This is a genomic window from Exiguobacterium sp. SH4S7 (assembly GCF_004336795.1).
In the GTDB taxonomy this organism is placed as follows: domain Bacteria; phylum Bacillota; class Bacilli; order Exiguobacteriales; family Exiguobacteriaceae; genus Exiguobacterium; species Exiguobacterium aurantiacum_A.
Genome location: NZ_SJUT01000001.1, coordinates 535,265 through 557,534, shown reverse-complemented (window position 1 = coordinate 557,534; position 22,270 = coordinate 535,265). Strand labels below are relative to the sequence as shown.

At 52.2% G+C, this 22,270-nt stretch carries 22 protein-coding genes; 1 reads left to right on the top strand and 21 read right to left on the bottom strand.

Going from position 1 to position 22,270, the window contains the following annotated elements; genetic code table 11:
* Nucleotides 1-54: 54 nt before the first annotated feature.
* The 21 genes from EVJ29_RS02730 to EVJ29_RS02630 form a co-directional block, all read right to left on the bottom strand.
* Nucleotides 55-897 carry a pyruvate, water dikinase regulatory protein gene (locus EVJ29_RS02730; protein WP_070327897.1) on the bottom strand — a complete coding sequence of 281 codons (843 nt, stop codon included), beginning with the start codon at nucleotides 895-897 and terminating at the stop codon, nucleotides 55-57.
* Complete coding sequence (locus tag EVJ29_RS02725) at nucleotides 884-1,513, bottom strand: helix-turn-helix transcriptional regulator (RefSeq protein ID WP_070327000.1); 630 nt, start codon at nucleotides 1,511-1,513, stop codon at nucleotides 884-886. The genes EVJ29_RS02730 and EVJ29_RS02725 overlap by 14 nt, the downstream gene beginning before the upstream one ends.
* Nucleotides 1,514-1,534: 21 nt before the next feature.
* On the bottom strand, nucleotides 1,535-3,589 hold the full coding sequence (gene glyS / locus EVJ29_RS02720) for a glycine--tRNA ligase subunit beta (RefSeq protein WP_131490388.1): 2,055 nt from the start codon (nucleotides 3,587-3,589) through the stop codon (nucleotides 1,535-1,537).
* Nucleotides 3,582-4,484, bottom strand: a complete 903-nt coding sequence (glyQ, locus tag EVJ29_RS02715) for a glycine--tRNA ligase subunit alpha (protein ID WP_016508054.1) — start codon at nucleotides 4,482-4,484, stop codon at nucleotides 3,582-3,584. The genes glyS and glyQ overlap by 8 nt, the downstream gene beginning before the upstream one ends.
* Before the next feature lie 280 nt (nucleotides 4,485-4,764).
* Nucleotides 4,765-5,514, bottom strand: coding sequence for a DNA repair protein RecO (gene recO, locus EVJ29_RS02710; protein WP_071397773.1), 750 nt, complete (start codon nucleotides 5,512-5,514; stop codon nucleotides 4,765-4,767).
* A gap of 3 nt (nucleotides 5,515-5,517) precedes the next feature.
* Complete coding sequence (gene era / locus EVJ29_RS02705) at nucleotides 5,518-6,426, bottom strand: GTPase Era (RefSeq protein ID WP_070326997.1); 909 nt, start codon at nucleotides 6,424-6,426, stop codon at nucleotides 5,518-5,520.
* A gap of 34 nt (nucleotides 6,427-6,460) precedes the next feature.
* Nucleotides 6,461-6,802 carry a diacylglycerol kinase family protein gene (locus EVJ29_RS02700; protein WP_131504698.1) on the bottom strand — a complete coding sequence of 114 codons (342 nt, stop codon included), beginning with the start codon at nucleotides 6,800-6,802 and terminating at the stop codon, nucleotides 6,461-6,463.
* Nucleotides 6,799-7,275, bottom strand: a complete 477-nt coding sequence (gene ybeY / locus EVJ29_RS02695; protein WP_131490390.1) for an rRNA maturation RNase YbeY — start codon at nucleotides 7,273-7,275, stop codon at nucleotides 6,799-6,801. The genes EVJ29_RS02700 and ybeY overlap by 4 nt, the downstream gene beginning before the upstream one ends.
* The gene (locus tag EVJ29_RS02690) at nucleotides 7,253-9,334 is read right to left on the bottom strand and encodes an HD family phosphohydrolase (protein WP_236633362.1); all 2,082 of its coding nucleotides are present in this window, start codon (nucleotides 9,332-9,334) and stop codon (nucleotides 7,253-7,255) included. Before EVJ29_RS02690 ends, ybeY begins: the two co-directional genes overlap by 23 nt.
* A 17-nt stretch (nucleotides 9,335-9,351) precedes the next feature.
* The gene (locus EVJ29_RS02685; protein WP_370251801.1) at nucleotides 9,352-10,314 is read right to left on the bottom strand and encodes a PhoH family protein; all 963 of its coding nucleotides are present in this window, start codon (nucleotides 10,312-10,314) and stop codon (nucleotides 9,352-9,354) included.
* Nucleotides 10,315-10,441: 127 nt separating this feature from the next.
* Nucleotides 10,442-10,906: a hypothetical protein gene (locus tag EVJ29_RS02680; protein WP_131490391.1), complete on the bottom strand. Its 465-nt coding sequence runs from the start codon at nucleotides 10,904-10,906 to the stop codon at nucleotides 10,442-10,444.
* A gap of 5 nt (nucleotides 10,907-10,911) precedes the next feature.
* The gene (gene floA / locus EVJ29_RS02675; RefSeq protein ID WP_016508066.1) at nucleotides 10,912-11,892 is read right to left on the bottom strand and encodes a flotillin-like protein FloA; all 981 of its coding nucleotides are present in this window, start codon (nucleotides 11,890-11,892) and stop codon (nucleotides 10,912-10,914) included.
* Complete coding sequence (locus EVJ29_RS02670; protein WP_070326992.1) at nucleotides 11,889-12,401, bottom strand: NfeD family protein; 513 nt, start codon at nucleotides 12,399-12,401, stop codon at nucleotides 11,889-11,891. The genes floA and EVJ29_RS02670 overlap by 4 nt, the downstream gene beginning before the upstream one ends.
* A 136-nt stretch (nucleotides 12,402-12,537) precedes the next feature.
* Nucleotides 12,538-12,987, bottom strand: a complete 450-nt coding sequence (locus EVJ29_RS02665; protein ID WP_070326991.1) for a GatB/YqeY domain-containing protein — start codon at nucleotides 12,985-12,987, stop codon at nucleotides 12,538-12,540.
* A gap of 33 nt (nucleotides 12,988-13,020) precedes the next feature.
* Nucleotides 13,021-13,215 (bottom strand): 30S ribosomal protein S21, encoded by a 195-nt coding sequence (rpsU, locus tag EVJ29_RS02660; protein WP_286203271.1) that lies wholly within the window; start codon nucleotides 13,213-13,215, stop codon nucleotides 13,021-13,023.
* Nucleotides 13,216-13,294: 79 nt separating this feature from the next.
* Complete coding sequence (gene deoC / locus EVJ29_RS02655; RefSeq protein ID WP_070326989.1) at nucleotides 13,295-13,960, bottom strand: deoxyribose-phosphate aldolase; 666 nt, start codon at nucleotides 13,958-13,960, stop codon at nucleotides 13,295-13,297.
* A gap of 77 nt (nucleotides 13,961-14,037) precedes the next feature.
* Entirely contained in the window at nucleotides 14,038-14,901 is an 864-nt protein-coding gene (rarD, locus tag EVJ29_RS02650) for an EamA family transporter RarD (protein ID WP_236633361.1), read from the bottom strand.
* 147 nt (nucleotides 14,902-15,048) lie between these two features.
* On the bottom strand, nucleotides 15,049-16,206 hold the full coding sequence (locus tag EVJ29_RS02645) for a bifunctional cystathionine gamma-lyase/homocysteine desulfhydrase (RefSeq protein ID WP_131463798.1): 1,158 nt from the start codon (nucleotides 16,204-16,206) through the stop codon (nucleotides 15,049-15,051).
* Nucleotides 16,172-17,110, bottom strand: coding sequence for a PLP-dependent cysteine synthase family protein (locus EVJ29_RS02640; protein ID WP_131490392.1), 939 nt, complete (start codon nucleotides 17,108-17,110; stop codon nucleotides 16,172-16,174). The genes EVJ29_RS02645 and EVJ29_RS02640 overlap by 35 nt, the downstream gene beginning before the upstream one ends.
* 1 nt (nucleotide 17,111) lies before the next feature.
* Nucleotides 17,112-17,579: an S-ribosylhomocysteine lyase gene (locus tag EVJ29_RS02635; RefSeq protein WP_131439956.1), complete on the bottom strand. Its 468-nt coding sequence runs from the start codon at nucleotides 17,577-17,579 to the stop codon at nucleotides 17,112-17,114.
* The gene (locus EVJ29_RS02630; protein WP_131463802.1) at nucleotides 17,576-18,220 is read right to left on the bottom strand and encodes a class I SAM-dependent methyltransferase; all 645 of its coding nucleotides are present in this window, start codon (nucleotides 18,218-18,220) and stop codon (nucleotides 17,576-17,578) included. The genes EVJ29_RS02635 and EVJ29_RS02630 overlap by 4 nt, the downstream gene beginning before the upstream one ends.
* Nucleotides 18,221-18,558: 338 nt before the next feature.
* Here EVJ29_RS02630 and EVJ29_RS02625 point away from each other — a divergent pair, with 338 nt between their 5' ends.
* Nucleotides 18,559-22,227, top strand: coding sequence for a S8 family serine peptidase (locus EVJ29_RS02625; RefSeq protein WP_131463804.1), 3,669 nt, complete (start codon nucleotides 18,559-18,561; stop codon nucleotides 22,225-22,227).
* Nucleotides 22,228-22,270: the final 43 nt, after the last annotated feature.

The window sequence follows — 22,270 nt, the reverse complement described above, 5'->3', positions numbered from 1 at the left end:
TCGTGTCAATACTCTATTATACCGTTAACACGCGTCGATTACTAATGCGAGCGCTCAGTCATCTTTTGACAGTTCAAGCTGACGTAAGATGATTCCTGCCGTCTCTTCGACCGCCTTATTCGTCACATCGATGACCTCGCAACCGATTCGTTCGTATATCCCTCGCGCGTACTCGAGTTCCCGATTGATTCGCTCGAGTTGAGCGTAATCCGCTTCCGGTTTTAGACCGAGCGATTTCAAACGCTCCATTCGAATCGAAATCAACTTGTCCGGAGAAATGATCAAGCCGACGCACTTATCCGGTGACACCTCAAACAGTTCTTCCGGCGGACGCGACTCCGGCACGAGCGGGACGTTAGCGACTTTATAACGTTTTAGCGCCAAATATTGTGACAACGGCGTCTTCGATGTGCGAGACACACCGACGAGGACGATATCGGCCTTTTTCAAGCCACGCGGATCACGTCCGTCGTCATATTTGACGGCAAACTCCATCGCCTCGATTTTACGGAAGTAATCCTCGTCTAGACGATAGATCAGACCCGGTTTCTCACGCGGGCTCTCCCCGAGTTTTCCCGAGAGCACGTCTAGGAGGTCGCCGAGCAGGTCGATCGTTTTGACGTCATACGTTTTACCGAGCGACACGAGCAGTGAGCGATGTTCTTCATTAACGAGCGTGAAGGCGATCACCGCTCCTTGGGCTCTAGCCTGCGTGACGACATCATGAATCGTCTGTTCGTCTTCGACGAAAGGAATCCGGAGTGTCTCGATCGCGTTCTCATGGAACTGGATGCTTGCCGCCCGGACGACGAGCTCACACGTTTCTCCGACAGAGTCACTCACGACAAATACGAGTTGTTTGTTTGTCAAACCAATTTCCTCCTCAGAACGATTCATCGTTGGCAAGTGCAATCAACACCTTGGTCATGTTCGTCTTTGTCATTCGGCCGAGCACGATGAGCGAACCATCCTTCTCTTCGACGACTGGCATGGCGTCAATCTGTTTCTCAATCAACTTCATCCCGGCCCGAATGAGCGTCTCACCTTTTTCACAAACGGTAATATTCGGCATCCGCGTCATAATGACGTTGACAGGCAATTGGTCGAGGTCCTGATTGCCGATGGCGGCCCGCAGTAAATCTTTGCGGGACAACACCCCGACAAGCTCATTGTCTTTTCCGACGACGAACAACGACCCGACATCTTCTAAGAACAACGTGACGACCGCATCATACACGGTCATTTCATTGCTGACGACTTTCGCGGACGACATGAAATCACCAACGGTCAGCGAATCGAGTTTTTCGCGGAGCAGCGATGAATTTCGCTTGCCGACGAACGTGTAGCCGACGCGTGGTCTTGCTTCTAATATTCCAGTCATCGTCAAAATAGCAAGATCAGGGCGGAGCGTGGCACGGGTGAGCGATAACTCTTGAGCAATCTGCTCTCCCGTGATCGGTCCGTTCACTCTCACAATCTCAACAATCTTCTGTTGGCGTTCATTCAGCTGCATAGCCAACCCCCTCTAGTTTGATCAGAGTACGAGCGCGCTGAAGTCAGCAACACGCTCGATCGTCGTAGCGAGTCGCTTCATCTCACTGAGACGATTATGGCGAATCGTTTCTACGTCGCTCATGACCATCGTATTTTCAAAATAAGCACTTATCGGTTGTTCAAGCGCTCGAAGTGATGTGATGGCACGCGTGTAGTCGCCCACTTCGACCGCTTCATGTGTCTCGGGCAATGTTGATTCGACCGCGGCGTGAAGGGCTTTCTCTTCAGCATTCTCAAACAAGGCCGGATCCACTAGTCCTGGTTCGCCTTTTTTAGCGATATTGACGACGCGCGTCAACTGCTCGATCAACTGTTTCGCCTCGTCTGACAGCATATTTTGAACCGCCTCCGCGCGAGCGTCGAGCTGTTCGACAGTCAGACCAGTCGTGAGAACGGCATCAATCACATCGTATCGTACTTGTCTCTCTTGCAGACGATACTTCAAGCGGAGCATAAAGAAGTCGTTAAGTTGCGCCTTGACTTGTTCTTTATCGGCATCGTAAAGTCCTGCTTCCACCTGAGATTCGACAACTTGTGAAAGTAATTTGTCGACTGGTAGATCGACGTGCCAATCTCCAAGAATTTGAACGACTCCTTGCGCTTGGCGGCGAAGGGCGAACGGATCTTGTGAACCGCTTGGAATCATGCCGACCCCGAAGAACGCAGCAATCGAATCGAGTTTATCCGCGAGTGCGAGCGCGGCCCCCGTCGGCGTGGCCGGTGATGCGTCTCCGGCGAAGCGTGGCATATAGTGCTCACGGATCGCGGCCGCAACTTCTTTGTCCTCACCTTGCTGGAGTGCATACTTTTCTCCCATCACGCCTTGAAGCTCGGTAAATTCGTAAACCATCTGGCTAACGAGGTCGAATTTATGAATCTTTCCAGCGCGTTCGACTTTTTGAGCATCGGCACTGAACAGTGGAGCGAGCGTGAGCGCGAGTTGTTGGACGCGACGAACTTTCGCGCCTGTCGTTCCGAGCTTCTCATGGAAGACGATGCGGTCGAGACGGTCGAGCTGGTCGTCGATCTTCGTCTTTTTATCTTCCTCATAGAAGAAGACGGCATCGGCGAGTCGTGCCCGGATGACTTTCTCGTTCCCTTTGGCAACGTTTTGCAGATGGTCTGCGTTACCGTTACGAACCGTCACAAAATAGTGTTGGAGCGTGTCACCGACATAGACCGGGAAATAGCGCTGATGCTCTTTCATCGTCGTGATCAACACTTCTTCCGGAAGGTCGAGGTAGCTCGCATCAAACTCACCGAACAGGGCTGTCGGCCACTCGACGAGGTTCGTCACTTCTTCAAGCAGCGATGCGTCAAGTGTCACCGTCCATCCTTGCTCGTTCGCCAATTGTTCGATTTGACGCTCGATGCGTTCGCGACGGTCGTCGTACGATGCGACGACAAACTCTTGTTCGAGCGTGGCCGCATAGCGGTCAGGTGATGAGATCGTCACGTCGCCTTTACTTAAGAAGCGATGTCCGCGTGTCACATTACCTGTTTTGACGCCCTCGATCTCGAAATCGATCTGTTCTGTCCCAAACATGGCGACTAACCAGCGGATCGGACGCATGTAACGGAGGCTGCTCGTACCCCATTTCATATTTTTCGGGAACGTCATGCCGCGGACGACGTCTTCAAGGCCGCCAAGTAATGAAGCCGTCGGCTGACCTGACTCGTGACGATTTGCGAAGACGTATTCGACCCCTTTTTCTTCCGCGAAGTAAAGGTCGTCGACTGACAGTCCGCGTCCACGCGCAAATCCTGCTGCCGCTTTCGACCAGTTTCCGTCTGCATCTTGCGCAATCTTTTTAGCCGGTCCCCGGAGCGTCTCCGTCAAATCTTGTTGACTCTCCTCGACGTCACGGACGAGTACAGCGAGACGACGTGGTGTCGAATAGACCGTGACAGCTCCGAAGTTGACGCGGGCGTCCGACAAGAACGCCGCTACGCGCTCTCCTAACTGTTTCTCCGAGCGGAGCACGTATTGGGCTGGTAGTTCTTCAAGTCCGATTTCTAGTAAAAGGTCACGCATCCAAGGCACCTGCTTTCTCTTGATTAAGGAGTGGGAAGCCGAGGCGTTCCCGTTCTTCGATAAATTTGGCCGCACATGCCCGCGACATGTTGCGGACACGTTGGATGAAACCGGTCCGTTCCGTCACCGAGATCGCGCCTTTCGCATCGAGAAGATTGAACGTGTGCGAGCATTTTAAGATGTAATCGTACGCCGGGAAGACGAGGTTTTCCTCGAGCGCCCGCTTCGCTTCTTTCTCATACGTGTCGAACAACGTGAACAACATATCGACGTCTGACAGCTCGAACGTGTACTTCGAGTGTTCAAACTCTGGCTGATAGAAAATATCGCCATACTTGAAACCGTCTGTCCAGACGAGGTCGAACACGCTCTCGACTTCTTGAATATATGACGCGAGACGTTCGAGGCCGTACGTGATCTCGACGGCGATCGGGTCGCACTCGATCCCGCCGACTTGTTGGAAGTATGTGAACTGGGTGATTTCCATCCCGTTCAACCACACTTCCCAACCGAGTCCGGCCGCACCGAACGTCGGGTTTTCCCAGTTGTCCTCGACGAAGCGAATATCGTGTTCGAGCGGGTTGATGCCGATGAGCTCCAAACTCTCCAAATAGAGTTCTTGAATGTTGTTTGGGGACGGCTTCATGATGACTTGGAATTGGTGATGTTGATACAGACGGTTCGGGTTTTCCCCGTATCGACCGTCAGCCGGACGGCGTGACGGCTCCGTATAACAAACGTTCCACGGCTCTGGTCCGAGACTCCGTAAAAACGTCATCGGGTTCATCGTTCCGGCCCCTTTTTCTACGTCATACGCTTGCATCGTCAGGCAGTTTTTCGACGCCCAAAAATTTTGCAACGTGAGAATGATTTCTTGCACCGTTTTGTGCTTCATATGTGACACCTCCAAAAGTATTGAAACGACAAAAAACGCCCCTATGTGCCATGCACATAGGGACGGGATTACCCGCGGTTCCACCCTACTTGCCTCGGTATCGAGGCCACTCTTTGGATTGGGGCGCTCCGGAATCGCCATTCGCTCTCTTCATGGCGTTCGGCTCTCACCTTCCCGAACTCGCTTTACCCATGATTTAAGAACTACTCATTTTCCTTCACAGCGCACGCTATTTCATTTGTCTAATCGTAGATTATGGTATCGAACCTTGCATGAATTGTCAATCATCGTTCAAGTAAAGTCGCTGCATCTGATCGAGGACTCGTTTCGTCTTGAGGTTCAATCCGCTGTAAGAGTCCATATAGGCGTCAAACAGTTGCCGTAACAGGAGACGTGTCTCCTTCGTCAACGGGACGTTACTAAACTCTGACAGCTCATGCCGGCTCAACAAGTAAAGTAACTTCGCCAGCCGCTCACTCATCTGAATCGACCCTGCCTCTTGGTGACGCGAACAGAGAAACCCGCCCGACGTCACGGAAAAGAACATCGGGTCGGTCACATCGTTGCACCGGACACAACCGGTCAAGACCGGGGCGACACCGAGCAGATACATAATTCTGAGCTCGAAATGATGGGTGATGATCTCTGGGTCCATTCCGGCGTTCAGCGCTTGGAGCGCGTCATTCAAAATTCGGTATAACGGCCGGTTCGGGACTCGATCTTCGACAGTTTTATCGACGAGTTCGAGCAAGTACACGGCATACGCCATCCGCTCGACATCTTTTCGCACTTCCGGGTATGACGTGATCACGTCAGACGACTTGAGTTGACCGAGACCGCGGCTCGACGGGAAGATATAGACGGCTTCGACGAACGGTTGGCTCGATGCGTGCAACCGACTCCCTGGCTTTTTCGCACCACGTGCCATGACGGCGACTTTCCCGAGCTCTTCTGTGAAGATTGTCACGACTTTGTTGGATTCACCATAATTGACGGTCCGAATGACGATGCCCGTGACTTTTTGTAACATGGCTCAATACTCGTCGTCGCGGAAACCGAGGTCACGGAGTTGGCCCATCTTATTGCGCCAATCTTTTTGGACTTTCACCCATAAGTTTAAATACACTTTCGTACCAAGCAAGAGCTCGATGTCATGACGCGCTTCCGTCCCGACCTGACGGAGCATCGCACCTTTCTTGCCGATGACGATTCCTTTTTGCGAGTCACGCTCGACCATGATGACGGCTTCGACGTCGACCATGTCCGAGTTGTCTCGTTTCTTAATCGATTCGATGTTGACCGCGATCGAATGCGGGATCTCATCGCGCGTGTTATGGAGCACTTTCTCGCGAATCAGTTCCGAGATGATGAAGCGCTCCGGGTGATCCGTCACTTGATCGGCCGGATAGTACATCGGCCCTTCAGGCAGCAGCTTCTTGATCTCACCGATGAGCGGTTCGACGTTATTGCCTTGCAATGCTGAAATCGGAACGTACGCCGCGAAATCAAGTTGATTCGTATACTGTTCGATGACAGCGGGAATCTCGTCCGGGTGAATCAAATCGATTTTGTTCATCACAAGGATGATCGGTGTGTCGAGTCCTTTCAACTTCTCGATGATGAACTCGTCACCGGCACCGCGCGGCTCTGTGACGTTGACCATGAACAAAATCGCGTCGACTTCACGCAACGCGTTCGTCGCCACTTTCATCATGAAGTCGCCGAGACGGTGCTTCGGTTTATGGATCCCTGGCGTGTCGATGAAGATGATTTGCGTGTCGTCTGTCGTATAGACACCTTGGACCTTGTTACGTGTCGTCTGGGGCTTGTCTGACATGATGGCGATCTTTTGACCGATGACCCGGTTCAAGAACGTCGATTTCCCGACGTTCGGACGTCCGATAATTGAAACAAAACCTGATTTAAAACCTTCTTGATACATAGTGCACCTGCTTTCTAAATTTCCAATACATTGATTATAAAGCGAATAAATACGGCCCGAAAATGACGAGCGCTGTTACGGCTGCTCCGCCCGAAGCGACGAGAACCGATCCCGCCGCGACGTCTTTCGCTTGTTTGGCGAGCGGCTCGATGTCTTTCGTCACGAGATCGACCGTCCGTTCGACGGCCGTGTTCACCAATTCGAGAGCGATGACAAGCACGACCCACCCGAACAAGATGAGGTTTTCAAGCGTTGTCGTCGGGAGCCACCAACAGAACAATCCGACGAGCAGGCTTGCAATGAGGTGAATCAGCATGTTCCGTTCGGTTCGCACCGCGTGCACGATCCCGTGCACCGCAAACCAGAACGGATTCACACCTCGCCTCGCTTCAACTCAAAATGAGCGAGCACTTGCTCCTGACGCACCGTCATCTCGGCTTCTTCTTCTGGCGTCATATGGTCGTAGCCGAGCAAATGGAGAAAGCCATGAATCGCCAAGAAACCGAGTTCACGTTCGAACGAATGACCGTAGTCCGCCGCTTGCTCGCGGCACCGCTCCACCGAGATGACGATGTCGCCCAATAGACGGGGTTCATCCTCATCAAGCATGAAGTCCATCTCTTCTTCTCCCATCTCGTCAAAAGCAAAGCTGATGACGTCCGTCGGCGCGTCTTTGCCGCGCCATTCCTGGTTGATCACTTGAATCTCGTCATTCGTTAAAAATGTGACTGACAGTTCACTCGGTTCTTCGATTTGTTCAGCCAAGGCCGCGTGAACTAAAATCGATTCGACTAACTCGAGCTGAGACTCGGTCAACAACCCTTGTTCATCGTTCGAGATGATTTGCATGTAATTCGCCTTCTTTCTTTAGTTCTGGGTATTCGATCCGTTCATGGAACAAGCCGGTCAACGTCTCGCATGCACTCTCGCCGACACGCCACACTTCTTTCGTCGTCAAGTCACACTCTTCGAACTGACCGTCTTGAAGCTTGTCGCGAATGATCGAGCTGACGAGCTGACGTATACGCTCCGGTGTCGGCTGTTTTTGCGACCGAACCGCTGCTTCGATCGAATCGACGATCATGACGACCGCCGCCTCACGCGACTGCGGTTTCGGTCCCGGGTAACGGAAACGTGACTCCGACACGTCTCGTGACTCTTTCGCTTTCACATAAAAGAACTTGAGCAGCGACGTCCCGTGATGTTGCTCGGCGATGTCGATAATCTCTTTCGGCAGTTTATAGCGCCGCAACAAATCAGAGCCGTCGTAAGGATGCGCCATAATGATGTCGGCCGACTCTTCCGGTGTGAGCCGGTCGTGCGGGTTCACCCCGTTTTGTTGATTCTCGATAAAGTGGAGCGGCCGTTCCGTCTTGCCGAGGTCGTGATAATAACTCGCGACCCGGGCGAGCAGACCATCGGCCCCGATCGCCTCACACGCCGACTCGGCGAGATTGGCGACCATCATGCTATGGTGATACGTTCCCGGCGCCTCCATCAACAGTTTTCGCAGCAGCGGATGCGTCGGGCTCATCAATTCGACTAGGCGTCCGGACGACAATACGCCGAACCAAGGCTCTAGAAACGGCAGGAAGCCGAACGTGAGAACGATCGACAGCAAGGCGCTCGTGATTGCGAAACCGGATAAATAGGCGACCATCTCCCACGTCACTTGCGTGTTCCGCAAGAACAGGAGCGCGAGCACCATGATGATGTTGATGATTCCGAGCAAGACGCCTGAAAGGAACAAGCGTTTCCGTTGAATCTTCGGTTCGACCAAAAAGACAGCCAGGAAACTCCCGGTCGCAAAGTAAACGACCGTCATAAAGCTCGTATTTTGGCCAAAGCTCGCAACAATTGAACCAGCAATCATCGTGATGAGCGCCGAAGCCAACGCGACCCGTTCATCGACTAAGATACGGAGCAATAAGACGACGAACGCCGTCGGGGCGATGACGTACGCATACGTCGTGAACTCGATCCCGATATAACCGACGCCGAAGAAAATACCTAGTTGCAGCAATAGTAGGCCATAGACAGTAATCAAAATTTTAGGTCGGAGCAAAAGCTCTTGAATTTTTGAACGGATCAGCATGAATAAAAATCCGACCGTCAAGAGTCCGCTGAGCAAATAGGCACCGAACAAAGGCGCGAACGAACGGTTCGGGTCAATCGCACCGGTCAATTCGAGCTTCCGATAGATTTCACGGGTCACGACTTCCCCTTGGTTGACGAGGAGCTGCCCTTCTTGAATGATAACCGGTTCAACGGCGTCGATCGCTTCTTGTTCTTTCTGACGAGTCGCTTCCGAATCGAAGACATAGTTCGGGACGATCAGTTGGTCACTTAAACTCGTCGCGACCGCTCGGAATTCTAACGACAACGGTGATTGGTCGATGACCGTCGACGCCCGGTCTCTCGCCTCGGCAATCGACTCGGAACTCGTTTCGATCCGATTGGCCATGACTTCTTGAAGCGCCGTCACGGCGACGTCTTCGACGGTACGACGCGTGTTCACGGTCGCCTCCAGGAGTGAGTTCAACTCATCGTCTGCAAGGAGCCCGTTCACTTCTGTAGAGTTCAATCGATTTTTGATATCAGACAGTTCAGTGTCCTCATCTGTGTCTTCGAACGCCGCAAACAATTGCTCAATTTTGGCAATCTGTTGATCGGCGAATTCACGGCGTAATGAGAACTGACTCCCGACGGCGTTCGTCGCGTCTTGTCTCAGACGGTCCGACGCGACCCTGTCCTCGATCGTGATCGGGGAGCGGATATCTTGTGCGGCGATGCCAAGCGGCTCAACGCTGATGATTGATGGGCGCACCGTAAAGTAGAGGATCGCGCCAAGGATGAGAAAAAAGAGGACGGAGATTGTGGCGACCGTCCAATGACGTGCTTGCTGCATCAGTGCCCCCCCTTTCGTCATGTAATATCTGTACTGTAGGCGTTGATGATTTTTTTGACGAGTGGATGCCGCACGACGTCTGAGGCGCTAAAGTGTTCGAAGTGAATCCCGTCGACCCCTTCGAGGAGATGGAGCGCTTCTTGAAGCCCCGACGCTTTCCCTCTCGGTAAGTCGACTTGCGTCAAATCACCGGTGACGACCATCTTCGACCCGAACCCGAGCCGTGTCAAAAACATTTTCATCTGTTCTTTCGTCGTATTCTGCGCCTCATCCAAAATGACGAACGCATCTTCAAGCGTCCGTCCGCGCATGTAAGCGAGCGGGGCGACTTCGATTGTGCCTCGCTCGAGCAGACGGTTCGTGTGTTCGACACCATAGACGTCAAACAAGGCGTCATAGAGCGGTCGTAAGTAAGGGTCGACTTTTTCTTTTAAGTCGCCCGGCAAGAAACCGAGGTTCTCACCCGCCTCGACGGCAGGACGCGTCAAAATGATCCGTTTCACTTGACCTTCTTTCAGCGCCCGCGCAGCAAGGACGACCGCCAAATACGTCTTCCCGGTCCCGGCCGGCCCGATCCCGAATACGAGGTCGCGTTTCTCGATGGCCCGGACGTAACGGCTCTGTCCGACCGTCTTCGCCCGGATCGGTTTCCCTTTGTTCGTCGTGAAAACGACGCGGCCATAATGTTCGAGCAGTTCTTCCCCTTTGCCGATCTTAATATGTTGGATGACACTGATCGCATCGCCCTCGTTCAACCGTGCACCTTGTTTAACGAGTTGTTGCAGCGTCTTGATCACACTTTTCGTCAATTCGAGCGTCTCCACGCTATCGGCTTGGATGATCAGCTCTTCGCCACGGGGCGTAAGCGCGACGGCAAGCTCGGCCTCGATCGCATGGAACACCTCGTCTTTCGGTCCGAGGAGTGCCTGCGCTTCGCTCGCATGTTCCATGACGAACGGTATCTTATCTGTCGTAATCAATGGATGTTTCTCCCCCTCATCTATAGATTGTTCCTTCTTTACTTTAGCACTATCATGCCGTTCGTGAAAGAAAGACCGTTAGCTCGAGCCACAAAAAAAGCAGCGACATCGAGTCACTGCTAAAAAATTACCGACGGCGGCGTTTCGAGACCGGCGGCTGAAGAATCTCACTCCAGACGATGGCTTGACGCGCTTGCTTCATCGAAATGCGTGGTTGCGCTGTCTGTCGTGAATCGGTCGCTTCCGTTATCGGAGGGATTTTGACTGCCTGTTCGAACGCAGCGCTCACTTTCGGGAGCGACTCACGCGACTTTGGTGCGTGCCGATTCGGATCAAACTCGTGCCGGTCTGAATTTTCGACCGGAATCGCGACACGACGACGAACTTTTTGCGGTACTTTGTTCTGTCGTTCGTCTCGCGGATCGTTGAGTGGTCCATCGACTTCTTTCATCATGTCGCCGACCGTATCCAAATACCGTTTCAGATCCGTGCTCGGTGGCTTTTCTCCTGTAGATGACGACTTCTCAAGTCGCTTCATGACCGCTGAAGCGACCCCGAAGGCGGCTAATAGTAAGATCCATAATCCATCCATATCGATTACTCTCTATCAGATTCGACTGGATGACCGATCGCATTACGCATTTGCGTATCCGCTTGGACGTTCAAGTAGTTGACGTAATCCATGACCCCAAGCTTGCCGTTACGAAGCGCATCTGCCATCGCGAGCGGTACTTCCGCCTCGGCCGCGACAACTTTGGCGCGCATTTCTTCGACCGACGACTTCATCTCTTGCTCGCGGGCAATCGCCATTGCACGACGTTCCTCGGCTTTCGCCTGCGCAATTTTCTTATCTGCCTCGGCTTGGTCGGTTTGGAGCACCGCGCCGATGTTTTTACCGATATCAATGTCGGCGATGTCGATCGACAAGATTTCAAACGCCGTCCCTGAATCGAGACCTTTCGTCAATACGGTACGTGAAATCATGTCCGGGTTCTCAAGCACGTGCTTATGGTTATGTTGCGAACCGATCGTCGAGACGACCCCTTCACCGACACGGGCGATGATCGTTTCTTCACCGGCACCCCCGACGAGGCGGTCGATGTTGGCACGAACCGTGATCCGCGCTTTCGCTTTCACTTCGATCCCATCCATCGCCACACCGGCGATGAACGGTGTCTCGATGACTTTCGGGTTAACCGACATCTGAACGGCTTCTAACACGTTCCGGCCAGCAAGGTCGATGGCGGCGGCACGTTCGAACGATAACTCGATATCGGCACGGTGCGCCGCGATCAAAGCGTTGACGACACGGTCGACGTTACCGCCGGCTAAAAAGTGACTCTCGAGCTGGTTCGTGTTCAAACCAATGCCCGCTTTGACGGCTTTGATGAGCGGGTTGATGATTTTAGACGGGACGACGCGACGAAGTCGCATCCCGATCAATGTGAAGATGGAGACGTGGACGCCTGAAGCAAACGAGCTGATCCACAGGCCGACCGGTACAAACGTGAAGAACACGGCGAGCGCGATCAATCCCCCACCTGTGATGAGTAACGTGCTTAATAGTTCTGGTGTCATTCTGTTACATCCTCCTTCGGTTCTACAAAGCGTCGGACGACAACGCGTCCTGAGTCGACTTTATACACCTCAATTTTTGTTTGTTCATCGAGATAGCTACCTTCTGCCACGACGTCGATTCGTTCGCCTTCAATCTCAGCAGTACCTGCTGGACGAAGTGGCGTCAATGTGACACCGACTTTCCCAAGCAACCGCTTCCGGTCATCATGAGACAAATACCCCTTATCAGTCGACGTCGAATCGGTCAAAATCAAGCCTTTATACATGAGCGAGCGATTCGACTGCAGTCGACGGTACGCCCAAAACCCGAGTCCCGCAACAAGCGCCGTCGCTAAACCAAGTGACAGCCAAAGCTGCCCGATCGTGGCACCTGCCATAATCAAACTCGCCACGACGGCGCCTATCCCGAGGACCCCGAACAATCCAAAACCGGCAACGAACACTTCAATTCCAAGAAGGACAATCCCGACGAAAAACACCGTCAGAATCACTCCGAGACCAAATGTCATCGTATTGCTACCCCCTTCCAAATCCAAAGCTACCTCTTATCTCTAGTGTATACGAAACAAGATTGAATGTGGTTTCATAATACGCAAAAAAAGGCAGAAACTTTTGGATTTCTCCAAAGTTCCCTGCCTTTTATCATTAATTCGTCAATTGTTGTTTGACAATTCGGTTCACAAGACCACCGTCAGCCTTGCCTTTAACTTGTGGCATGACGACGCCCATCACCTTACCCATATCGGACGGACCCGCAGCGTTCGTCTCGGCAATTGCCGCCTTGACGATTGCTGTGACTTCGTCTTCAGAGAGTTGCTTAGGCATGTAGACCTCTAGTACGACAATTTCATCAGCTACTTTAGAAGCAAGGTCTTCACGACCAGCGCTTTCGAATTCTCGGAGGGAGTCTCTGCGCTGTTTCATCTCTCGGTTGAGCACCGTGAGCTCCTCTTCCTCAGTAAGATCTTGTCGACCAAGTTTGATGGCCTCGTTCTGGAGCGACGCTTTGACCATTCGGATCGTCGTGAGACGATCTTTCTGTTTAGCGCGCATGGCTTGCTTCATGTCGTCCGTCAAGCGTTCTTGCAGACTCATGAGCCAACACCCTCTCTACAAAAGAAACTTCAATCAGAATTTCTTGTTCTTGCGAGCAGCTTCTGATTTCAATTTACGTTTTACGCTTGGCTTTTCGTAGTGACGACGTTTGCGAACTTCGGCAAGAGTGCCATCTTTCGCAACACCGCGTTTGAAACGACGAAGAGCGTCTTCAAGCGATTCGTTTTTACGGACACGAGTTTCCACTAGTTTTCCCTCCCTCCGAATTACACGACTAAGGAAACGTGTTTCACACGTCATACCACATTATAGTGAAATTAAGTCGTGTGGTCAACTACTACTTCAATTAATAATCGCTGTCCGAACGCCCGCCTGTGACGATGGCAATTCCGGCAGAAGCGCCAATGCGCGTTGCACCAGCATCGATCATCGCTTGTGCGCCTGCGAAATCACGGACGCCGCCTGATGCTTTGACGCCAAGATCCGGTCCGACCGTCTCACGCATGAGTCGGATGTCTTCGACGGTAGCGCCGCCAGTTGAGAATCCAGTCGACGTTTTCACGAAGTCTGCACCCGCTTTGACTGACAGCTCAGCCGCTTTTTTGATTTCTTCTTTAGTAAGCAGGCACGTTTCAAAGATGACTTTGACGAGCGTACCGTTTGCTGCTTCGACGACGGCACGGATGTCGCGTTCGACGAGGTCGAAATCGCCGTCTTTCATCGCACTGATGTTGATGACCATGTCGACTTCGTCTGCGCCGTTAGCAATCGCATCTTTCGTTTCGAACGCTTTCACTTCAGGTGTGTTCGCACCGAGCGGGAATCCGATGACCGTACAAACTTTGACGTCCTCATCTAATTTAAGTTGCTCGGCAGCGTAAGCGACCCATGTCGGGTTGACACAAACGCTCGCGAATTTGTACTCAAGTGCCTCTGCACATAATTTTGTGACTTGATCTTTCGTTGTTTCTGCCTTCAAGGCCGTGTGGTCGATATAACGTGCTAATTCCATAATAAATTCCTCCTCTGACATATAGGTCTGACATCTAACATATTATCATGTTTTTGAGAAATGTAACAGCTTTCACTTCATGCAAGTTGACGGCGTTTTCGCGTTTGGACCCAGCTGTTCCAACTGAAGAAAAAGATGGCGATCCAGATGCACGTGAACGCGAAAACATGATACGTCGTGAACGGTTCATCGTACAAGATGACACCGATCGCCAGACTGAGCGTCGGGGCGATGAACTGTAAAAAACCGACGAGCGTGAACGGGATATGTTGCGCCCCGTAACCGAACAACAGGAGCGGCAACGCCGTCATGACGCCCGTGCCTAAGAGCGCGGCCCAAACAATCGGTTCGCCCGTCATCGTGAGCCCGCCGCGCGACGTTTCGAAAGCGAGGAAGATGACCGCGACCGGAACGACCGCGAGAGTCTCGATGCCTAGACTGACCGTCGACGCAAGCGGCCGCCGTTTTTTGACCATCCCGTAAAACCCGAACGTACTCGCCAATATGAAAGCGATCCACGGGAACGACCCATAACCGAACGTCAAGACGAGCACCCCGACCGTCGCGACACCGACCGCGAGCCATTGGACTCGATTTAATGATTCCCGAAAAACGAGGACACCTAACACCATGCTGACGAGCGGATTGATATAATATCCGAGCGATGCCTCGATGATATAGCCGTGATTGACCGCCCATATGTAGACAAACCAGTTCGCACTGACGATAAAGCCGTTCAACATAAAGGCGTTCCGCGTCGCCCGATGTCTGAGCGCATAATTGAATTCAGTCCACTGTTTCGTCCATTTCAAGACGAGTAAAATGAATAGAAACGACCAGACGATACGGTGGGCGAGGATTTGACTGCTCGGTATTTCCTGTAGAAACTTCCAATAGATCGGCAGGATGCCCCACATGACGTACGCACCGATTGTGGGCATGACTCCTTTATTCAATCTGTTCACCCGCTCTCCTAATCAATTATCGTCAGTTTAGTCGATGCGTTTCGGACATTCAAGCGATTTCTTCCAACCTTCCCACGACAAAAGAGGAGCGCTCTGAGAGCGCACCTCGTGTCACACGTTCATTCAGCTCGTGATTGTCGTCAAGGCCGCAAGTGCTTGCTCCAAGTCTTCAATCAAATCGTTCACATCTTCAAGTCCGACAGAGATACGGACGAGCCCGTCCGTGATGCCGAGTTCTGCCCGACGTTCGGCCGGAATCGAGGCATGTGTCATCCGTGCCGGCACGCTAATCAAGCTCTCGACCGCACCGAGACTTTCAGCGAGCGTGAAGTAGTTCGTTTTCGCAACGACCGTCTCTGCCGCTTCGGCCGATCCGACGTCAAAAGCGATCATGCCGCCAAAGCCTCGGGCTTGTGACAGATGGATTTGTTTCGCTGTCTCGCTGGCAATGCTCGGGTGCAACACCCGGCTGATCGCCTCGTGAGACGTCAAGAACTCGACGAGTGCGAGCGCGTTCGTCTCGATCTCTTCCATCCGGACCGCGAGCGTCTTGATGCCGCGCACGACGAGGAAGCTGTCTTGCGGTCCGAGCACGGCTCCGACCGAGTTTTGTAGGAACGCCAAACGTTCCCCAAGTTCTTCTGTCCGGGCGACGACGAGTCCGGCGACGACGTCACTATGTCCACCTAAATATTTCGTGGCACTGTGCAAGACGTAGTCCGCACCGAACTCAATCGGATTTTGGAAATACGGTGTCATGAACGTATTGTCGACGACGAACAAGACGTCGGCCTCGGTCGCAATGTCACGCACACTGCGCATGTCCGTGACGTTCAAGAGCGGATTCGTCGGCGTCTCGACATAAATCATTTTCGTGTTCGGTTGGACGGCTTCGCGGACTGCCGCCGCGTCAGACGTATCGACAAAAGATGCTTCCAAGCCAAGTGATTGAAATACTCGATTGAATACACGGTACGTTCCCCCATATACGTCAGAACCGACGATGACGTGGTCCCCTGATTTCATTAACATGAGAATCGTTGAGATGGCGGCCATCCCTGAAGCGAACGCAAAACCACGCGCCCCGCCTTCGATGTCGGCGATCAGCGTCTCAAGCGCCGTCCGCGTCGGGTTAGCCGTCCGCGAATATTCATACCCGTCCCGCAAATTGCCGATTCCGTCTTGTTTATAAGTACTCGTTTGATAGATGGCTGGTGTCACGGCACCCGTCAACGGGTCCGTCGTCTTACCGCCGTGAATAAGCGCTGTTTTTGTACGCATGTTCTGCCTCCTTGACTATTCCTTGACTTAAATATCGTTCGACACTGTCTGGTAAAATCGTGACGATCACACCTTCGGTCATCCGGTTTGCTTCTTGCACACAGGCGGCGATGGCCGCACCGGAAGAACTTCCGACGAGCAGTCCTTCTTGCTTCGCCAAATGGGCGACGTAATAAAACGCGTCATCATCAGAAATCGTATAAATCCCATCGACGAGTTCGCGATCTAAAAACACAGGCCACTTCTCGACACCGATTCCTTCTGTTTTATGGGGCCCTGGTTGCCCACCGTTTAGGATTGATCCTTCGGGCTCAACGACAACGTTGCGGGTGCCGTGGTTTTTCAAAACCGCGGCGACCCCAGTGAACGTGCCACCCGAGCCCGCGCCGGCGATGAAGACGTCGATATTCGGTATATCTTGCAATAACTCTCGGGCGAGTGAATCGACATACGTATCCGGGTTATCCGGATTCGAGAACTGTTCCGGTAAATAGGCGTTATGTTCAACCGCCAGCGCTTTGGCCCGCTCGATCGCACCCTTCATCCCGAGCTCGGTTTCCGTGTTAATGACAGTCGCGCCAAGCAATGACATGAGCGCTTGCTTCTCTTGACTAAACTTTTCAGGCGTGACCGTGATCAAGTTCACCCCGTACCGCTGACAGGCGAGGGCGAGCCCGATGCCGGTATTCCCTGCCGTCGGCTCGACGACCGTACCACCCCGTTCGAGTTGGCCGCGTTCAAGCGCTTGTTCGATTAAATGAAGCCCGAGCCGGTCTTTCACACTCCCGCCTGGATTCATCATCTCGAGCTTGCCGTATATTTTAACGCCTTTCGGAACAGGCAACGTCCGTAACTCGAGCAGCGGCGTGTCCCCGATCAGTTCATAGACGTTATTGACGAGCATATTACGCCTCGTCCTTAAAGATGATGTGCCACTCGTCACGTTTCGCGAGCATGTCGGCCGCTAATTTTTTTGCGCCCTCAAAGTCGTGGTGGTTGGCACTTCCGCATTGGATTGGGTTTTGCGCCGGCAACTCCGTCGCATTTGCTGCATCACGGAGTGTCGCCTCGACGAGGTCGAGCATCGATTCGTAATCGCCGTCGTTCAACATCGTCCAATAAAAACCAGTCTGGCAACCCATCGGCGAGACGTCGATGATTTGGTCCGAGTGACTGCGGCTGTTCTCAGCGATCAAGTGCTCGAGCGAATGGACGGCCCGCATCGGCATGAGACCCTCGTTCGGTTGGATGAAGCGAATGTCGTATTTATAGATCGTATCGGCCGTCCCTTTTTTCACTCCTGCTAAACGGACGTAAGGCGCTTGTACTTTTGTATGGTCCAAATTAAAACTTTCGACTTTATAACTTTTCATGATTGAGTTCCTCCTGATTGTTTCGTGGCCACGACGAGCCAGACGAATTTATTTTTTTGTGTCATCGAGACCGTATAACCGTTCGCTTCGAGCATCGCTTGAATCGTTTGCGTATACGGATAAAATTCGCGGTTCAAATCTTCTACCAAGTCGTCGTACCCGTTACCGCTCGCCCAGTCGAGAATGTCTCGCTTCGCCTTTTGCGAGGCGAACATCGTGTCGAGTAAGACGAATCGCGGTGAATCGAGCTGCTCGACGTAACCTTGAATCGCTGTCCGTTTCTCTTCATCCGTCAGATGGTGAAACGCGTATGACGACACGATCGTATCGATCTGCTCTGTCGTCGGATAGTTTAAAAAGTCACCGTCGATAATATCAATCTCAAGTTTTTCGGCGGCGACAGCCCGCATCTCCGGGGACGGTTCGACCGCAACCAGCTCGTGACGTTCTAAAATCTTCATACTTAAGTTCCCGGTCCCGACTCCGAACTCCATGACCTTCCCTTCGAGATGATCCACGACCTCGCTCAACATCTCCTCATAACCTGCGAACACTTCTTTATATTGCTCGTCATGTCCGGCCACGGTCGTGTCGTATTGCGTTGCCCATTCCTTAAAAATGTCCATGAACTGTAATCCCATTGCTCCACCCCATCGCTTTATTCCGACTATGTCGATAAGTTTTATATGTTTTATCTATTCAGACCATACCAATTTTCAAAAAAAATCTCAAGCGAATTGTTCGAATCATTTTATTCGAGGGCATATCACGCCCAAATTTTGAAACTTGAGTTGAACGCGTGAATTTAGACCTAGCTATTTTAGTAAAAGATAGGCCGAAAGTAATTGTCAGAATTTTTAAATTTGTTCAAATTCATTACCTTGTTTTCGAAAAAAACGAGCGATTATCGCCCTGCATTCAGCTATCATTTTCCACAAATACATATACTTCTCAATTAAACGATTGGAGGATTTTCAAATTGCCAAACTTTAAATTTTATGTAAACGTCTCCCTCGCTACATGCCTGGCGTTGACACCTGGGCTGCTCGGACTCGGAACAGATCCGGTACTTGCCAAACGATCCGTTACGCCGAATGCTGAGATCGCCGACAAGCAAGAAAAATTGCGTGTCGTCGTCGAACTCGTCGGTGCACCTGCCATCGAACAAGCAAAAAAGAAAGGGAAAAAATTCAATGAATTGACGAAGGTCGAGAAAGACAATGCTCACGGACTCGTCAAAGCCGAACAGAAAAAAGCGAAAGCCGCCATCTCAAAAAAAGGTGTGAAAGCAGAAACGATTGAAGAGTTCACGACCGTCTTCAACGGATTCAGTACGTTGCTCTCGGCTACAGACGTCCAGAAAGTTGAAGCGTTGCCTGAAGTCGCTCACGTCCATGTCGTCAATGAATACGAGCGCCCCGAGGTCAAACCGGATATGGTAACGAGTAACGGCATGGTCCAATCGCAACAGACATGGGGCGACTATGGGTATACCGGCGAAGGAACGATCGTCGCCGTCATCGATACGGGTGTCGATGCAGACCATCGCGACTTCCGCTTAACCGACGATACAAAAGCAGAGCTCACGCAAGGTGAGGTCGAGTCGGCAGTCAGTGAGTTCGGTTTGCCGGGAGCCTACATAAACGAGAAAGTTCCTTATGCTTATAACTATTACGACGAGAACGATGATATTCGCGATGATTCCCCTGGCGCCTCGATGCACGGGATGCACGTATCGGGTACGGTCGCGGCCAACGGGGATGAGGCGACTGGCGGTTTGAAAGGTGTCGCTCCAGAATCGCAAGTACTCGGTCTCAAAGTATTCAGCAACGACCCGAACTACGCCTCGACGTACGGCGATATCTATATTAAAGCGATCGACGATGCCATCAAACTCGGCGCCGACGTCATCAATATGAGTCTCGGATCGACGGCCGGTTTCGTCGATGCCGACTCACCCGAGCAACAAGCGGTACAGCGTGCTGTCGATAACGGTGTCTTCATGTCGATCTCAGCTGGTAACTCGGCGTACTTCGGAAACGGATACGATCTCCCTTATGCGAACAATCCGGATACCGGCGTCGTCGGCGCTCCGAGCGTGAGCTCGGCCTCGACTTCAGTCGCCTCACTCGAGAACGACCAAATTCAATTGGACGCTTTCTCGATTCAATCCGGTGACAAGACCGATAAAATCGGATGGAAGAAACAAGATGGCCCAGCTTTCACGAATGGGGACTATGAACTCGTCCATGTCGGTGACGGACAGCCTGGTCAATACGTCGGGAAAGACGTGAAAGGGAAGATTGTCTTCGCGGTGCGTGACGGCGCCTATTTCTACTCGAACATTCAAAAGACAGCCGAAGCGAACGGGGCTGCCGGTGTCATCGTCCGCGGTGCCGTCGGTCATGGTGATTACGTCAGTATGGCGCTAGCGAACCCACAAATCCCGATGGCGTCACTCAGCATTAAAGACGGAAATGAGCTTCAACAGCGACTCGTTGCCGGTGAACAAATGAACATTAAATTCGCAGGTGACCGCATTAGCGTCGCTAACCGTGCAGCCGGTTCACTGTCTAACTTCACTTCGTGGGGCGTGACACCAAACCTCGATTTCAAACCTGAAATCTCGGCGCCAGGCGGACAAATCTTCTCGACGTTGAATGACGATCAATACGGATTGATGAGCGGAACGTCGATGGCTGCACCACACGTCGCAGGAGGCGCCGCCCTCGTGCTCGAACGTGTCGATCGCGAGTTCGCTTTAAGCGGTACGGCTCGGGTAACGATGGCGAAGAATTTGTTGATCAACACATCGAAAGCCGTGACTGATATCGGTCCATACAACCAACAGTTGAATCAGAACCTCCCATACACGCCGCGTCGGGGAGGAGCCGGTTTGATGCAATTGCACGCGGCCGTCTCAACGCCAGCCGTCGCCTATGAAAAGACAACAAAAGAAGCAAAAGTTGCCTTAAAAGAACTCAACCGAAGCAAGGCGACGTTCACGCTTGTTGTCGAGAACTTATCCGACAAAGCCGTGTCATACGATGTTTCGTCTTCACTTCAGACCGACCTCGCCATCGAACGGACGGCCGGGACGATTCAAAATGCGATGGAGGCCCAACCACTCCAAAACGCCAGCGTGACGATCAACGGGAAGAAAGCAAATACGGTCAAACTGAAAGCGAAGCAAACAGTCGAACTCAAAATCGCGCTCGACGTCTCGAAAGCGCAGGTTCTCAATCCAAAGACGCTGAACGGTCTCGTCTCGGCCAAAGACGTATTTGAAAACGGCTATTTCGTCGACGGTTTCGTGCGCTTGACCGATGTGAACGGGGCAGAAGGCAATCCAGGACTCGTCGTACCGTTCGTCGGTTTCGAAGGCGACTGGGGCAAAGCACCGATCTTTGACGCTTCCATCTATGAATCAGGATCGTTCTATCAGACGGCTGGAATGGTCGATCAGACAGGGAATTATTTGGGCATGAACCTAGATGAGTCGTTCACGTCCGACACAATCGCGTTCTCTCCTGACGGGGACAACGTAAAAGATGTGGCGACACCGGTCTTCTCGCTCCTTCGTAACGCCAAAGACGTCAAATATCGCATCGTCGACGAGTCAGGCGATGTCGTCCGCACGCTCCGGCAAGATGACGAGTTGCGTAAAAACTACTTCGATGGCGGACGCAATACACCTTACTACTACTCAGCCGACTACAAATGGGACGGACAATTGAACGGTAACCCGGCCCCGGCCGGCAAGTACTTCTATGAGATCGAAGCGAGCATCGATTACATGAAAAAAGAGGCACAGACGCTCCGCTTCCCGGTTAAAGTCGACTATACAGATCCGACGTTCTCGGCGAAGTGGCAAGATGACAGTTTGTCCGTAAAAGCGAACGACGACTTCTCTGGTATCCATTCTGTCGAATACTTCTTGAACGGTAAGTCTGTCGCCAAACTTGCAAACGGGTCGGCCAGTCATGCCTTCACGTCGCCACTTAATGAGACCGATGAAGTCAGCGTCCGCGTCACAGACCATGCCGGAAATAGCACGACCAAAACAGTCGCCTATTCGACGGATTCAGAAAAACCTGGCGTCTTCTTGGACGCGCCGCTCGCTTTGTCACCTTACGCGACGTCAATCGTCCCCATCAAAGGATCGATTCAAGACGCATCAAACATCAACTCATTCCAAGTCGATGGGATTGATGTCCCGCTCACATGGAATGAAACAACGAAACGATATGACTTCAGTACGAATCGGACATTTACAGACGGCGTGCACAAACTCCGCTTCGTCGCTGAGGATGCGGCTGGAAACGTCGCCAACTTCCAACGGACAATTTTCGTCGATGCGACACCAGCCGTCATCGAGATCGGGAAACTACCGAAACAAATCGGGAAAAAACAAACTACGGTCAACGTCAACGTGACTGTCAAAGATAATTTTGATGAAGTGAAGCTCCTCGTGAACGGTGATTTGAAATTCAGCCAGGCACTAAAAGCACCTTATGAGATGCGCGCTTTCTCAAGAACTGAAAAAGTCACGCTTCCTGTGACGTCAGGAGAGAATACGTTCACGTTCGAAGCGGTCGACCTCGCCGGCAACGTGACGACGAAGACGATCACGTTGTTCAAAAAATAATCTGTCATGAAGAAGAGCCCTCGCCTAGGCGAGGGCTCTTGTC